This window comes from Pseudomonas sp. WC2401, from assembly GCF_041200115.1.
In the GTDB taxonomy this organism is placed as follows: domain Bacteria; phylum Pseudomonadota; class Gammaproteobacteria; order Pseudomonadales; family Pseudomonadaceae; genus Aquipseudomonas; species Aquipseudomonas fragi.
The window spans coordinates 1,802,386-1,817,893 of record NZ_CP165623.1; the positions used below are offsets into that span (position 1 = coordinate 1,802,386).

Consider the following 15,508-nt stretch of genomic DNA (forward strand, 5'->3'; position numbering starts at 1 on the left):
TGTAATTTTTATAGTCCTGGAAGCCAAGGCAGCCGGACCGGGTCTTCTTGTTGCGAAATTCCCGGTCAATCCCCCCTGCAACTGTACCGGTACAGTGTAGAGCGCCGATTCAGCGCTTGAATAGCTGGCTGGCGGGGGAAAAAACAGGAAATGTCGCTATAACGAAAGAAAAAGACATAAAAGCGGCGCGTTTGGCGGTTGATAGTTATCAGAATGTTGCCACATCAACACTGCAGCCTCGGGCCCTCTGCTCTTTCCTCGCGACTTACCTGAAAAGCCGGGTTTTTCAACCGGGTGTGCAGCGTTATCATGACGCCGATTTTTTTACCCGGTGAAACCCATGAATCAAGAACCTAGCACCCTCTATGCCAAGCTGCTTGGCGAGACCTCAACTATTGAATGGAAAGCCCTGCAGCCCTTCTTTGCCAAAGGTGATTTGCTGTGGGTCGAACCCGGGCTGGACTTGATCGAGGCGGCGCAGGCCGTGACTCAGGATGATGCAGAGAAAGTCTCGGCCTGGATGGCGTCCGGCTTGCTTGGCAAGATGACTGAAGCTCAGGCGCTAGACGTTCTTGAACGTGACCCGCAGCTGTGGGCTGTGGTGGTTTCGCCTTGGGTGATGGTCCAGGAAAGGGCGCAAAAATAACCCTGCGCACCAAACCGGCGCATTTGTTTGCACTGCTGTGAAGAGCCCGGAGTGTGTAGCTCAGTAACCCGCCTTCGCGTAGTGGCAATATGCCGTAGAGAAACGCCACAGTTACCCCTGTGGCGTTTTTTTGTGCCTGTGTTCCGGCGGTATCGCTATTGGCTGGTCAGCACAAAGGTGGCGTGGTCGGGTGCGGGTATCGGGCGTTTGTCGAGCTGTAGAAGAATCTCTGGCAGCGCCTCGCAAGGTACGGGGCGGCTGAGCAGGTAGCCCTGGATGAAGTCGCAGCCCAGTTGGTTGAGAAACTCGAACTGGCGGGTGGTTTCGACGCCTTCGGTGACCACCTGCAGGTGCAGGGTATGGGCCATGAGGATAATGGCCTGGACGATTTCCATGTCCTGGCTGGATGCCGGGATGTCCTGAATAAAAGAACGGTCGATTTTCAGGGTATTGAGCGGCAGGCGCTTGAGGTAAGCCAGGGACGAATAGCCGGTGCCGAAATCGTCGATGGACAGTGACACGCCCAGCGCGCGGATCTGGCGCAGCAACTGCGAGGTGCTGTTCAAATTGCACATCAGGGCATTTTCCGTGACTTCCAGCTCCAGTCGTTGGGCACTAATGCCGGATGTGCGCAGGGCGTTTTCGATTTCGTCGGCCAACTCAATGCGTGCCAGGCTCAGCGCCGAGCAATTAACGGCAATGCCCAGGTGCTGCCAGCCCAGGCGGGAGAGGGCGGCGAGATCATGGCAGGCTCTGCGCAACACCCAATGGTCGAGCCTGGCGATCAGCCCGTTGGCCTCGGCGATGCTGATAAAACGCTCCGGGCCCAGCAAACCGTGTTCAGGGTGCTGCCAGCGCACCAGGGCCTCCAGCTTGGCGACCCGGCCACTCTTGAGGTCGAAGATGGGCTGGTAATGCAGGAGCAGCCCCTTGTCCTCATTCAGCGCATTGCGCAGCTCCTCTTCAATTTGCAGCTCCAGGTAAGCCCGGGTTTTCAGGTTGGAGCTGAAAAAATTCAGGGTGTTACGCCCGCTGCCCTTGGACTGATACAGCGCCAGATCGGCGTGCTTGAGCAGTTCTGCACTGCTTGTGCCGTCTTCAGGGAATACGCTGATGCCGATGCTGGTGGTCATTACCATCTGGCGTCCTGACAGCTCGATGGGCTCTTTGAGTTTGAGCATGATGCGCTGGGCCATGCTTTGCGCTTCATCGCGCTGGCTGAGGTTGATCAGAATGCAGAACTCGTCACCGCCGAACCGTGCAACCACGTCATCGTGGCTGCGGATGGCGTGCTTGATGCGCGTGGCTATGGTCTTGAGCAGTTCATCCCCGGCGTCATGCCCCAGGCTGTCATTGATGCGTTTGAAGTGGTCAATGTCGAGGAACATCACGGCGAGCCTGGTGTTCCTGGCGGCGCAGTCGATGAGTTTTTCAGCAAACAGCTGATTGAAACCACGACGGTTGATCAGGTTGGTCAGCGGGTCGAAATGCGCCACTTGCTGCAAGGACGCGCGAGCCTGGTCGAGCTGACTGAGCAAGGCGTTGACGCGCCTCAGATCGTGCTCCTTGAGTTGCAGCTTCTTGTCGACAATCGTGGCGCTGATGCAACTGCCAATCAGCAGCAGGGCGATGACGCCTACCACAAGGGCCAGTTGCCAGTTGTTGCTGGCTGCATCCGGACTGCCCGCCAGTGTGTCGCCAATGATGAAGTGAGTGCCGAGCAGGCCGCCTGCAGCAAGCATGCACAGGGCATATTTATAAAATTGATGGAGCAGGCCGCCGGTGGAGCGCCAGGCGGTGGTGCTGTTGAGCGTTTGCACAATGATCAGGGCAATCAGTAATGAGCCCAACGCGATAACAGCGTTGTAGCGCGCATCGAGCGGGGAGTAAAAAGCCAGCATGCAGATGCTGTGCATGGTCCAGATACCGATGGTCAGGCAACAGACACCTATCCATCGCCAAACGGTTTTGGCCGCTGCTTTTTCTGCATTGGCAGCGCGGTCGAGCAGATTCAGCGTGGCCACGCAGGCGGTGCAGGCAACCAGCCAGGCCAGAAACAGCAAATAGGGGTTATAGCCGCCGATCAACAGCAGTTGGTTGTCTGCGGGTTCAGCCAAAAGTTGCAACCCCGAACTGTCCATTGCACGCCTCGGCGATCCAGATGCGCTAGTCGTAGGGTGCTAGCTTGGGGTCGAGTATAGAAGCTGGATTGGCAGTGACAGGGGTGATGGCAAAATGATGGTTATCATTTTGTTATTAGGGCGGGGGTTTATAGTCTAAAAACAATCCGTAGCAGCTGACGAGCGGAGCGAGGCTGCGTCCGACGGCAAAGCCGTCGTAAAGCCTGAAAGCACAGTTTTACCTGACATACCGCAGGCCTGAATTTACGACGACTGCGTCGCCGGACGCAGCCTCGCTCCGCTCGTCAGCTGCTACGGAGCTTTTGGTCGCTCCATAGCAACTGCGATTGCGTTAACCCGCTACCAGCACCCGAATGGCTTCCAGGCGCAGGGCAGCTTTTTCAAGCATGGCCAGGCTCTGTTCGCGCTGCTTGCGCAAGGCAATCAGTTCGCTGTCACGCACGCTCGGGTTGACGGCCTGCAGGGCGGTCAGACGTGCCAGTTCTTCTTCGGTGTCGGCTGCCAGACGGCGCTGGGCTTCGGCCACACGCTCGGCGTGACGTGGCGCAATCTTGGCTTCACCGGCGTTGATCTTCGGCGTCAGCTGGTCGCGCTGGGCCTGGACGAACTTGTTGGCGCTGGCGCGGGGTACGCTTTCCAGCTGTTCGTTCAAGGTGTCGAAGGCCACGCGCGACGACAAGTCGTTGCCATTGGCATCGAGCAGGCAGCGCAGGGCGGCAGGCGGCAGGTAGCGGCCCAGTTGCAGGGAGCGCGGGGCAACCACTTCACTGACGTAAATCAGCTCAAGCAGGACGGTACCCGGCTTGAGGGCCTTGTTCTTGATCAGGGCGACGGCAGTATTGCCCATCGAACCCGACAGCACGAGGTCCATGCCGCCTTGCACCATCGGGTGTTCCCAGGTGATGAACTGCATGTCTTCGCGCGACAGCGCCTGGTCGCGATCGTAGGTGATGGTTACACCTTCGTCGTCGCCCAGGGGGAAGCTGGCGTCGAGCATTTTTTCGCTCGGTTTGAGGATCAGCGCGTTCTCCGAATGGTCTTCGCTGTCGATGCCAAAGGCGTTGAACAGGGTTTCCATATAGATCGGCAGGGTGAACTGATCGTCTTGCTCAAGAATCGCCTCAACCAGCGCTTCACCTTCACCCGAACCACCGGAGTTAAGCTCCAGCAGACGGTCGCGGCCAGTGTGCAGCTCTTGCTCCAGACGCTCGCGCTCAACCCGGGCTTCGTCGATCAGTGCTTGCCACTCTTGATCGTCCGCCGCTTCAAGCAACGGCAGCAGGCGTGGGCCGAACTGATGTTGCAGGGCGTTGCCGGTCGGGCAGGTGTTGAGGAACGCGTTCAGCGCTTCGTGGTACCACTGGAACAGGCGCTGTTGCGGGCTGGTCTCAAGGTACGGCACATGCAGTTCGATCACGTGCTTCTGGCCGATCCGGTCCAGACGGCCGATACGCTGTTCCAGCAAGTCCGGGTGGGCCGGCAGGTCGAACAGCACCAGGTGATGGGCAAACTGGAAGTTGCGACCTTCACTGCCGATTTCAGAACAGATCAGTACCTGGGCGCCGAATTCTTCGTCTGCGAAGTAGGCCGCAGCACGGTCGCGCTCAAGAATGTTCATGCCTTCGTGGAACACCGTCGCAGGAATACCGGAACGCACGCGCAGGGCGTCTTCCAGGTCCATCGCGGTTTCAGCGTGGGCGCAGATCACCAGCACTTTGGTGCGCTTGAGCATTTTCAGGGTGTCGATCAGCCATTCGACGCGCGGGTCGAAGTTCCACCAGCGTTCTTCATCGCTGGCGTCCGGCTGGGCCTGGAAGCTGACTTCAGGGTACAGCTCGGCGTGTTCGCCCAGCGGCAGCTCAAGATATTCGGCCGGGCACGGCAGTGGGTAGGCGTGCAGCTTGCGTTCCGGGAAGCCCTGGATCGCGGCGCGGGTGTTACGGAACAGCACGCGGCCGGTGCCGTGGCGGTCCAGCAGCTCACGCACCAGGCGGGCGCTGGCCTCGGCATCGCCATCATTGACGGCGGCCAGCAGGGCATCGCCTTCGGCACCGAGGAAACCGTGGATGGTTTTGTGGGCTTCAGGGGACAGGCTGCCTTTATCCAGCAGCTCCTGTACGGCCTGGGCCACCGGGCGATAGTTTTCGCTTTCGGCGCGGAAGGCGGCCAGGTCGTGGAAACGGTTCGGGTCCAGCAGGCGCAGGCGCGCAAAGTGGCTGTCCTGGCCCAGTTGTTCCGGGGTGGCAGTGAGCAGCAACACGCCGGGGATTACGCCAGCCAGTTGTTCTACCAAGCCGTACTCGGGGCTGACGTTGTCTTCGTGCCACACCAGGTGGTGCGCTTCGTCGACCACCAGCAGGTCCCAGTCGGCATCAAACAGCGCGGCCTGGGCCTTGGGATCGTCCACCAGCCATTCCAGGGCAACCAGGGCCAGCTGGCAGTCTTCGAACGGGTTGCTGGCGTCGCTTTCGATAAAGCGCTCTTCGTCGAACAGCGCCACTTCCAGGTTGAAGCGGCGACGCATCTCGACCAGCCATTGGTGCTGCAGGTTTTCCGGGACTACGATCAGTACACGGTTGGCACGGCCACTGAGCAACTGGCGATGGATCACCAGGCCGGCTTCGATGGTTTTGCCCAGGCCCACTTCGTCGGCCAGCAGAACGCGCGGGGCGATACGGTCGGCGACTTCACGGGCGATATGCAGTTGGTGCGCGATAGGCTGCGCACGCACGCCACCCAGGCCCCACAGCGGCGATTGCAGCTGACGGCTGGTGTGTTCGAGGGTGTGGTAGCGCAGCGAGAACCAGGACAGCGGGTCGATTTGCCCGGCAAACAGGCGGTCACTGGCCAGACGGAACTGGATAAAGTTCGACAGTTGGGTTTCTGGCAGGGTAACGGCTTCGTTTCGCTCGTTGAGGCCGTGGTAGACCATCAGACCGTCGACGTCCTCGACTTCGCGCACGGTCATCTTCCAGCCTTCGAAGTGGATGATGGTGTCACCCGGCGAGAACCGTACACGCGTGAGCGGTGCGTTGCGCAGCGAATATTGGCGGGTTTCGCCAGTGGCCGGATAGAGCACGGTCAGCAAGCGACCGTCCTGTGCCAGAACGGTGCCCAAACCTAGCTCTGCTTCGCTGTCACTAATCCAGCGTTGCCCCGGTTGATACTGCTGCGCCATGCTGCCTGACTCCCGCTTTGAAAAAGCCGAGTATATTAACGGATCAAAGGCCCCAGTCCAAAGGACTCTCACAAAAAGCTGTGCGGTTTGCCAGGATGCCAGCGCAGTTATCGACCAGTGGCCAGTGACCACTGGCTGGCACCGACAGTCTGCCGACAGGAGAACAATAACGATGCTGCCGTCCATTTTGCCGCTTGGCGTTGTCCCTGTGACCTCAGGGCAGGACCCGGTTCGCCCGCGACCGGACATCCCTCCTGTTGCGTCTACACAGGCCACTTCCAGCGAGAGTGCGATTGACCTCAAACACAGCGATGCCGATCAGGCCACGTTGTTATTGCGCGAAGAGCAGCAGCGCCAGCACGATAAGCGCCGTCGTGAGGCTCTGGAGCAGGGCGATGAGGCAGCGTCGGGCAGTGATGACATTGCGCCAGACAAGCCCCAGGTTGATGGCACGCAGCGCCAGGGTGTGTGGGTCGATATCAAGGTCTAGGTGGTTTTTTCTGGTCAGGGCCGGATGTGCGTCGCATTATTGGCGTACTGAAACATACTGACAGTGGTCTGATTTGCTTATGAGCCAAGACACCAAGCTGGTTGACCTGGGTGCCGAGCGCGCCAAACGGGTACATGATCTCAATGAAAAACGCCTGAACGAAGTGCGCAAGGCATTCGAACAGGCAATGCCGTTGGCAAAAGCGGCGAAAAAGCCGAAGAAAAAACCGAAAAAGCGCTGAACTGCCGCGTTTTCGATGATCTGCGTCAACTAATTCCCTCAACTGCGAACTGGCCGTGGATCACTATTGATCCCGGTCAAGTTGTGCGCCTGCGCCAGTGGTTAATCTAGCTTCAACAGACAAACAAACAGAGCGCAGGAGGCCGTCATGTTTCTCGATAATGTGGTTATCGCCGGAGTACTAACGGTCGGCCTTATGGTGTTGTTCTTCGCTGGTCTGGGCATTTTTATCTGGAAAGACTCGCAGAAGCGCAAATAGCGCTAGGTCTTTTTATGGCATGAGCACGCAAGGCATTTTGGGCGACTTCGGTCGCCTATTTTTTTGCCTGTGAAAAACGAGTGTTACGCAAATGCTGTGGGAGCGGGCTTGCTCGCGATGCAGGCGGCGCGATCTGTCAGGTACTTTGAGTCGATGCCATCGCGGGCAAGCCCGCTCCCACAATTTTTTGCATATAAGCTGCGGGCATAAAAAAAGGTACGACCCGTGAGGGTCGTACCTTTTTTGTGCAGCGCAGCTATCAGGCAAGCACTTTGGAAGCCAGCCAGAACAGCGTCGCAGACAGTGCGATGGTGGCCGGCAAGGTCAGCACCCACGCCATCAGGATGGTCTTGATCGTACCGCCCTGCAGGCCGCTCTTGTTGGCGACCATGGTGCCCGCCACGCCCGACGACAGAATGTGCGTCGTCGATACCGGCAGGGAGAACACGTTGGCCATGCCGATGGCAAAGGCTGTGGTGATCTGTGCGGCCATGCCCTGGGCATAAGTCATGCCCTGCTTGCCGATCTTCTCGCCGATGGTTTTAACCACCCGCTTCCAGCCCACCATGGTGCCCAGGCCCAGGGCCAGGGCAACCGCCAGAATTACCCAGAACGGGGCGTATTCGGTGGTGGCAGTCAGGTCTTTGCGCAGTTTTTCGAGGTCCGCTTTTTCGCGGGAATCAAGCACTGGCAATTTGCTGACTTTCTTTGCAGTGTCGTCCAGGCACAGCAGGTAGCGACGGATCTCGATACGCTTTTCAGCCGGGATCGAGTGGTAGTCCGCCACGCCCTTGAGCGAGCTCAGCAGGGCGGCGATGGTCGGTTCGGTCTGCTGCGGGTTGCAGCTGAACTGATCCGGCAGGTCGCCTTTGACACTTTTGCCCAGGGCCAGGAACTCGGTCAGCGAGGCGTTGTTGCGCTCGTAGAACTGGCTCAGGTGCAGGGTAGCGTCACGGGTACGCTCGATCTGATAAGTGGTGCTGTTCAGATCCAGAACGAACGCGCTTGGCACGATGCCGATCAAGACCAGCATGATCAGGCCAATGCCTTTCTGGCCATCGTTGGAACCGTGCACAAAGCTGACCGCCATGGCCGAGATCACCAGAACCAGACGGTTCCAGAACGGCGGGTGCTTCTTGTCATCCAGCTTGCGGCGCTGCTCGGGGGTCTTGTGCATCTTGGACCCCGGGCGCCACCACTTCAGGCCGACCAGCACCAGGCCCGCAACCACGAAACCGGCGATTGGCGAGAACACCAGCGAGGCACCGATATCGATAGCCTTCTGCCAGTTCACCCCGTCACTGACCGGGATGCCGCTGATCAGGGCATTGGCCAGGCCCACGCCCAGGATCGAACCGATCAGGGTGTGCGAGCTTGACGCCGGAATGCCGAAGTACCAGGTGCCGAGGTTCCAGGTGATGGCGGCTGCAAGCAACGAGAACACCATGGCCAGGCCATGTCCGGTGTTGACATTGACCAGCAGCTCTACCGGCAGCAGGTGAACGATGGCATAAGCCACGCCGACCCCGCCCAGCAGAACGCCGAGGAAGTTGAACACACCGGAAAAGAACACCGCCAGGTGAGGCGGCATGGCTTTGGTGTAGATGACAGTCGCTACCGCGTTTGCGGTGTCATGAAAGCCGTTGATGAACTCAAACGCGAGAACAAAGGCTAGGGCGAAGAAGAGGCTGATAAGAACCCAGGCGTCCAATCCGCTTAATAGATCGATCATGAAGGTTTTCTGACACGGTCATAAAGGGGGGCGGATTATGCCAGAAAACCCCGCTAATCAATGCACTAGCTGCCCGTTGGTAACATCTATAAATGAAAAAACCTGTAAGAATCCTCCGCTAGCTAGCGTAGGGAATCCCCTTCAAGCCACTGATAGCAAAGGCTATAGGGCTTTTTCAGAGGCGCACGCAGGCCGTGGCGCAGGTCTGATTTAGATAGATGAAATTTCTTAAATCAGAGGGCGCAACGGTGCAGCTTCAGGTTCAGGCATAGCAAACAGCCATATCGGCTCATGCAAATGGCGAGCACGCAAGGGGCCGCAGGGGCAGTGCTGGCAGATTTTCAGGTGCAGGTCAGGGCTCTTCGGCCTTGAGCTCTTTTTCGATCTTCTGGATTTCTTGAGTGAACGCCTGGTCGAGCAAACTGGCCCGTTTGCGCCAGGGTTTGCGCCCGGGTTCGGGTTTGGCAGCGTAGGTGGTCACTTCACCACCGTAAACATCCTTGAATCGTTGTTCCTGTCGCTCAAGTTCTGCGCGCAGTTCGTCTTTTGTCACTGTCTTACCTAATTGAGTTGAGTTTGAACCGGGTGAATCACCGTGCGTGGAGGTTGATTCATTTGACGAATGACAGGCAATAAGACAAAGGCCTACAACTAACGTCATGCTTACATACACCACACAATGCACTCGGCCACGTCATGGATACAAACATGGACGTCGCCGTTTCAAGTGTCCACCCCCGGGGTAAACAACACGCGATGCACTTGCCGGGCAAGCTGCGAGTGCTCATTGAACGCAACACCATGGTTGGATCCAATCTGCTGCACAGGCTTGACCTTGTGCTCTCAATAACTTGGGCATTCTCAATAGTCGAGAAGTGCAGCTACTATCGCCGAATAACTTCACACGCGTCAACTTCCTGATGTGTGATCTGTTATGAATAATGGTGAATTAGCCTGCGCCTTGCCCCGGGCAATTGCACCCACTGAGTCTATTAGTGCTGCCCCTTCGGTTATTGATCCTCAAGTTATTTAAGGCTGAAGCTGAACTTGGCCTGAATACATATAAAACAGACGTTTTCTATCATTTATCGCAGGCGTCTGATTGTAATAAACCCCAAGTGAAAGAATTGTCACCCAACTAGAATGATTCAAGATCGTACAAAAGCATGTGCACATCGCCCGGTGCGCGACGCATTGCGATTATCGGCCAGCAGTTCGATAATCGGCCGACAAGGCATAACTATAAATAGCTGAAGCTGGGGGTTGGGAATGAATGATCGATTGCACAATGCCGTTGCCAGTATCGCGCCACCGATTGTGGCGTCGCCGGCCAAGCGCATTCAGGCGTTTACCGGTGATCCTGACTTCATGTCATCACTGGCCCGTGGCCTGGCGGTGGTGCAGGCGTTTCAGGAGCGCAAGCGGCATCTGACCATCGCACAGATCAGCCATCGCACCGAAATCCCCCGGGCAGCCGTTCGACGCTGTTTGTACACCCTGATCAAATTGGGTTATGCGACCACTGACGGGCGTACCTATTCGCTGCTGCCCAAAGTACTGACCCTGGGCCATGCCTACCTCTCATCCACGCCGCTGGCGGTCTCGGCCCAGCCCTATCTGGACCGCATGAGCGAGCAATTGCACGAGGCGTGCAACATGGCCACCCTCGAAGGCGATGACATTCTTTATATCGCCCGCTCGGCCACCACCCAGCGCCTGATTTCGGTTGATCTGTCGGTCGGCGGCCGCTTGCCGGCGTATTGCACGTCAATGGGCCGCATCCTGCTGGCGGCGCTGGACGATGTGACCCTGCACGAGTATCTGGCCCACGGCGAATTCCAGGCCAAGACCAGCCGCACCTTGCACGCTCCCGAAGCGTTGCTTGAGTGTTTGCAGCAGGTTCGCGAGCAAGGCTGGTGTGTGGTCGATCAGGAGCTGGAACAAGGCCTGCGCTCTATTGCCGTGCCGGTCTACGACGCTTCGGGGCAAGTGCTGGCCGCCCTTAACGTCAGCACCCACGCCGGGCGGGTTACGCGCACGGAGCTGGAGCAGCGTTTTTTGCCGATCATGCTTAACGCCAGCCGCGAGCTGAGCACCCAGCTGTTTAGTTGATGAGGGAAAACTAAGCGTTCGATAAACGCACAGTTAAGCGTTTATCGAATTGCATGGCGGCAGTGGGCTGATTAATGTCGCCTCAGCGCCGCCTTGCAAGTCCGCTCAAGCGTCCTTGCCGGGCAGGCCAAATAATAATGAGAAGAGGCAACATGCCATGACTGTTCCCCTGACGCTGCCATTGCGCAGTCGCCCACCGACTTTCTGATCCCCCGATAGCTATTAATGTGAGCCGCTGGCCCCCGGCCGGTTTTCGTTCGCCCTGGTTTTTTACCCGGTATAAAAATAATGAATTCACCCCAGTCTTCTGTCGGCAACTGCCTCGATGTGCAGGCCTTTATCAATGCCCAACCCCTGTCGCGTTACCAATGGCGGGTGGTGATCCTGTGTTTTCTGATTGTCTTCCTCGATGGTCTGGACACAGCGGCAATGGGCTTTATCGCGCCTGCCCTGTCCCAGGACTGGGGGATTGACCGCGCCAGCCTGGGCCCGGTGATGAGCGCCGCGCTGATCGGCATGGTGTTTGGCGCCCTGGGCTCCGGGCCATTGGCGGATCGCTTTGGTCGCAAAGTGGTGCTGGTGTCGGCTGTGGTGGTGTTTGGCGGCTTCAGCCTGGCCTCGGCCTACGCCAGCAACGTCGATCAGTTGCTGGTACTGCGCTTTTTGACCGGGTTGGGGCTGGGCGCCGGCATGCCCAATGCCACCACCTTGCTCTCGGAATACACCCCCGAGCGCCACAAGTCGTTGCTGGTGACCAGCATGTTTTGCGGCTTCAACCTTGGCATGGCGGGCGGCGGGTTTGTCTCGGCCAAGTTGATCCCGATGTTCGGCTGGCACAGCCTGCTGCTGATTGGCGGGGTACTGCCGCTGATACTTGCCGTGGTGTTGCTGTTCTGGTTGCCGGAGTCGGCGCGCTACCTGGTAGTGCGCAACCGCAGCGTCGAACGTATCCGCAAGACCCTGGCCCCGATCGACCCTGCACAGGTGGCCCGGGCGTCGAGCTTCAGCGTGCCGGAGCAGAAAACCGTGAAGGCGCGCAACGTGTTTGCGGTGATTTTTTCCGGTACCTACAGCACCGGCACCCTGTTGCTCTGGCTTACCTATTTTATGGGGCTGGTGATTGTTTACCTGTTGACCAGCTGGCTGCCGACGCTGATGCGTGACAGCGGCGCGAGCATGGAGCAGGCGGCGTTTATCGGTGCCTTGTTCCAGTTCGGCGGGGTATTGAGTGCGGTAGGGGTGGGCTGGGCAATGGACCGGTTCAACCCGCACAAGGTGATCGGCATTTTCTACCTGCTGGCCGGGGTGTTTGCCTACGCAGTGGGCCAGAGCCTGGGCAATATCACCGTGCTAGCCACCCTGGTGCTGGTGGCGGGTATGTGTGTCAACGGGGCGCAATCGGCCATGCCGTCACTGGCGGCACGCTTTTACCCCACTCAGGGGCGTGCCACCGGTGTGTCGTGGATGCTCGGCATCGGCCGCTTCGGCGCCATTCTGGGGGCCTGGATGGGCGCAACCCTGCTCGGCCTAGGCTGGAACTTCGAGCAAGTGCTGACCGCGCTGGTGATTCCGGCCGCCCTGGCGACTGCTGCTGTGTTGATCAAAGGCATGGTCAGCCATGCCGATGCAACCTGATAGGCAGCAGGCTAACTATGTGTTCGATTAGCGAACACATAGTCGATTATCGGATTGTTTGGGCCAAGGCTGCGGCTTAATCTGCTGAACATCCGGTGCCGCTCTGGCACACCTTCTTCAACCGCAGTGGCCTACAAGAAACGGGAGCTACCCCAGATGGCAGACATCATTTCGTTACACGACGCGGTGAAACAATTTGTGAGCGATGGTGACACCGTTGCTCTTGAAGGTTTCACTCACCTGATTCCGACTGCAGCGGGTCATGAAATCATCCGCCAGGGCAAGAAAGACCTGACCCTGGTGCGGATGACGCCTGACCTGGTTTATGACCAGTTGATCGGTGCCGGTTGTGCGCGCAAATTGATTTTCTCCTGGGGCGGCAATCCGGGCGTGGGTTCCCTGCACCGTCTTCGCGATGCCGTGGAAAAACAGTGGCCGCAAGCGCTGGAAATTGAAGAACACAGCCACGCCGACCTGGCTAATGCCTACGTTGCGGGAGCTTCGGGCCTGCCGTTTGCCGTACTGCGTGCCTACGCAGGGTCTGATTTGCCCAAGGTCAACCCGCTGATCAAGACCGTCACTTGCCCGTTTACTGGCGAAGTACTGGCCGCAGTACCGGCGGTGCGCCCGGATGTCACGGTGATTCACGCGCAAAAGGCCGACCGCAAGGGCAACGTGCTGCTGTGGGGCATCCTGGGGGTGCAGAAAGAAGCGGCCCTGGCGGCCAAGCGCTGCATCGTCACCGTTGAAGAAATCGTCGACGACCTGCAAGCGCCCATGAATGCCTGCGTGCTGCCAACCTGGGCCTTGAGCGCAGTGTGTCATGTGCCGGGTGGGGCGCATCCTTCCTACGCTCATGGTTATACCGAGCGCGATAACCGCTTCTATCAAGCGTGGGACCCGATTGCCCGCGACCGTGAGACCTTTACTGCCTGGATCAATGAATACATCCACGGCACTGCGAATTTCAGTGAGTTCCAGGCCAAGCTGGCCCGCGCTTCGGAGGCTAAATAATGACCTACACCACCAATGAAATGATGACCGTTGCGGCGGCCCGCCGTTTGAAAAACGGTTCGGTGTGTTTTGTCGGCATTGGCTTGCCTTCCAAGGCGGCCAACCTGGCGCGTCTGACCTCGTCTCCGGATGTGGTGCTGATCTACGAGTCCGGCCCGATTGGGGCCAAGCCTGATGTATTGCCGCTGTCGATTGGCGACGGTGAACTGGCCGAAACGGCTGACACCGTGGTCTCCACCAGTGAAATCTTCCGTTACTGGCTGCAGGGCGGCCGGGTCGATGTCGGCTTTCTGGGCGCCGCCCAGGTCGACCGCTTCGGCAATATCAACACCACGGTCGTGGGTGATTATCACCAGCCCAAAGTGCGTCTGCCAGGGGCGGGTGGGGCGCCGGAGATCGCCGGTTCCGCAAAAAGCGTGCTGATTATCCTCAAGCAGTCGGCCCGTTCATTTGTCGACAAGCTGGACTTCATTACCTCGGTGGGCCACGGCGAGGGCGGCGACTCACGCAAACGTCTGGGGCTGCCGGGTGCGGGGCCGGTGGGCATCATTACCGACCTGTGTACGATGGAACCTGAAGAACAGACCAACGAATTTGTAGTCACCGCACTGCACCCGGGCGTGACCCGTGAGCAGGTCATTGCTGCCACCGGCTGGGCCATTCGCTTCGCCGATAACGTGCTGGAAAACGCTGCCCCGACTGACGTCGAACTCGGCGCCTTGCGTGACCTCGAAGCGCGCACTGCGCTGGCCCACGGTCAGGCTCCGGGAGAAGCATGATGCGTGACGTCTATATCTGCGACGCGATTCGTACCCCCATCGGCCGTTTTGGCGGTGGCCTGGCCGCCGTTCGTGCTGACGATCTGGCTGCCGCGCCAATCAAGGCGCTGATCGAACGCAACCCGGGAGTGAACTGGAACGAAGTCGACGAAGTGTTTTTCGGCTGCGCCAACCAGGCCGGTGAAGACAACCGCAACGTGGCACGCATGGCCGCGCTGCTGGCGGGGCTGCCGGACACCATTCCCGGCGTGACCCTAAACCGCCTGTGTGCCTCGGGCATGGACGCCATCGGCACGGCGTTCCGCGCCATTGCCAGCGGTGAAATGGAACTGGCGATTGCCGGTGGCGTCGAGTCTATGTCCCGTGCGCCGTTTGTGATGGGCAAGGCCGATGCGGCGTTCTCGCGCAATATGAAGCTGGAAGACACCACCATTGGCTGGCGCTTTATCAACCCGCTGATGAAAGCCCAATACGGTGTCGACCCGATGCCGCAAACGGCAGACAACGTGGCGGACGATTACAACATTTCCCGCGCCGATCAGGACGCTTTCGCCTTGCGCAGCCAGCAACGGACTGCTGCTGCCCAGGCCGCAGGCTACTTTGCCGAAGAAATCGTGCCGGTGCGTATCGCCCATAAGAAAGGCGAGACCGTGGTTGAACAGGATGAACACCCGCGTGCCGACACCAGCCTGGAAACCCTGGGCAAGCTCAAGCCGGTCAACGGCCCGGACAAGACCGTCACTGCCGGCAATGCGTCAGGGGTGAATGACGGCGCCGCGGCGATGATCCTGGCCTCGGCCGAGGCGGTCAAACGTCATGGCCTGACTGCCCGCGGCCGTGTACTGGGCATGGCCAGCGCCGGTGTGGCACCGCGAGTGATGGGTATCGGCCCGGTGCCGGCGGTGCGCAAGCTGGTGGAGCGCTTGGGTTTGGCCGTGAGCGATTTTGATGTGATCGAACTCAACGAAGCCTTCGCCAGCCAGGGTCTGGCGGTTATGCGCGAGCTGGGGCTGGCAGATGACGCGCCGCAGGTGAACCCCAATGGCGGGGCAATAGCCTTGGGCCATCCACTGGGCATGAGCGGCGCACGTATCGTCATGACGGCTTTGCATCAGCTGGAAAAAACCGGCGGCAAGAAAGGTCTGGCAACCATGTGCGTGGGCGTTGGGCAAGGTCTGGCATTGGCTATCGAACGGGTCTGATAGAGCTACAGTTAAAGCTGAACGACTGCTGCCTCAGTCGTTCGGCTTATTGCGGTTGCGGCGTTACATGTTGCAAGGTG

General features: G+C 58.9%; 14 protein-coding genes. 10 read left to right on the forward strand and 4 right to left on the reverse strand.

Annotated elements, in window-relative coordinates; translation table 11 throughout:
* The first annotated feature begins 116 nt into the window (after positions 1-116).
* Positions 117-335 (forward strand): hypothetical protein, encoded by a 219-nt coding sequence (locus AB3G35_RS08215; protein ID WP_369782488.1) that lies wholly within the window; start codon positions 117-119, stop codon positions 333-335.
* A gap of 5 nt (positions 336-340) precedes the next feature.
* Positions 341-646, forward strand: a complete 306-nt coding sequence (locus AB3G35_RS08220; protein ID WP_016779739.1) for a DUF2288 domain-containing protein — start codon at positions 341-343, stop codon at positions 644-646.
* Positions 647-801: 155 nt separating this feature from the next.
* On the opposite strand, the gene AB3G35_RS08225 is transcribed toward AB3G35_RS08220, so the two are convergent.
* Entirely contained in the window at positions 802-2,787 is a 1,986-nt protein-coding gene (locus AB3G35_RS08225; RefSeq protein WP_369782489.1) for a putative bifunctional diguanylate cyclase/phosphodiesterase, read from the reverse strand.
* A 331-nt stretch (positions 2,788-3,118) separates the two neighbouring features.
* Positions 3,119-5,965, reverse strand: a complete 2,847-nt coding sequence (gene rapA, locus AB3G35_RS08230) for an RNA polymerase-associated protein RapA (protein WP_083369804.1) — start codon at positions 5,963-5,965, stop codon at positions 3,119-3,121.
* A gap of 172 nt (positions 5,966-6,137) precedes the next feature.
* Here rapA and AB3G35_RS08235 point away from each other — a divergent pair, with 172 nt between their 5' ends.
* The 3 genes from AB3G35_RS08235 to ccoM all read left to right on the forward strand — a co-directional run bounded on the left by AB3G35_RS08235 (position 6,138) and on the right by ccoM (position 6,954).
* The gene (locus AB3G35_RS08235) at positions 6,138-6,455 is read left to right on the forward strand and encodes an aspartate-semialdehyde dehydrogenase (RefSeq protein ID WP_086795984.1); all 318 of its coding nucleotides are present in this window, start codon (positions 6,138-6,140) and stop codon (positions 6,453-6,455) included.
* Between the two features lie 79 nt (positions 6,456-6,534).
* Complete coding sequence (locus AB3G35_RS08240) at positions 6,535-6,696, forward strand: hypothetical protein (RefSeq protein WP_016779743.1); 162 nt, start codon at positions 6,535-6,537, stop codon at positions 6,694-6,696.
* Between the two features lie 147 nt (positions 6,697-6,843).
* The gene (ccoM, locus tag AB3G35_RS08245) at positions 6,844-6,954 is read left to right on the forward strand and encodes a cytochrome c oxidase subunit CcoM (RefSeq protein ID WP_016779744.1); all 111 of its coding nucleotides are present in this window, start codon (positions 6,844-6,846) and stop codon (positions 6,952-6,954) included.
* 259 nt (positions 6,955-7,213) lie between these two features.
* Here ccoM and AB3G35_RS08250 read toward each other — a convergent pair whose 3' ends face one another.
* A complete protein-coding gene (locus AB3G35_RS08250) occupies positions 7,214-8,686 on the reverse strand; it encodes an inorganic phosphate transporter (protein ID WP_083369805.1) in 1,473 nt (490 codons plus the stop codon).
* 352 nt (positions 8,687-9,038) lie between these two features.
* Positions 9,039-9,239, reverse strand: a complete 201-nt coding sequence (locus tag AB3G35_RS08255) for a hypothetical protein (RefSeq protein WP_016779746.1) — start codon at positions 9,237-9,239, stop codon at positions 9,039-9,041.
* Positions 9,240-9,955: 716 nt separating this feature from the next.
* Between AB3G35_RS08255 and pcaR the strand changes: the two genes are divergently transcribed.
* The 5 genes from pcaR (at position 9,956) to pcaF (ending at position 15,428) form a co-directional block, all read left to right on the forward strand.
* On the forward strand, positions 9,956-10,798 hold the full coding sequence (gene pcaR, locus AB3G35_RS08260; protein ID WP_369782490.1) for a pca regulon transcriptional regulator PcaR: 843 nt from the start codon (positions 9,956-9,958) through the stop codon (positions 10,796-10,798).
* A gap of 288 nt (positions 10,799-11,086) precedes the next feature.
* Entirely contained in the window at positions 11,087-12,433 is a 1,347-nt protein-coding gene (locus AB3G35_RS08265; RefSeq protein ID WP_016779748.1) for an MFS transporter, read from the forward strand.
* 156 nt (positions 12,434-12,589) lie between these two features.
* The gene (locus AB3G35_RS08270) at positions 12,590-13,447 is read left to right on the forward strand and encodes a CoA transferase subunit A (protein WP_016779749.1); all 858 of its coding nucleotides are present in this window, start codon (positions 12,590-12,592) and stop codon (positions 13,445-13,447) included.
* The gene (locus tag AB3G35_RS08275) at positions 13,444-14,226 is read left to right on the forward strand and encodes a CoA-transferase subunit beta (protein ID WP_169844882.1); all 783 of its coding nucleotides are present in this window, start codon (positions 13,444-13,446) and stop codon (positions 14,224-14,226) included. The genes AB3G35_RS08270 and AB3G35_RS08275 overlap by 4 nt, the downstream gene beginning before the upstream one ends.
* A complete protein-coding gene (pcaF, locus tag AB3G35_RS08280; protein WP_203304669.1) occupies positions 14,223-15,428 on the forward strand; it encodes a 3-oxoadipyl-CoA thiolase in 1,206 nt (401 codons plus the stop codon). The genes AB3G35_RS08275 and pcaF overlap by 4 nt, the downstream gene beginning before the upstream one ends.
* Positions 15,429-15,508 lie beyond the last annotated feature (80 nt).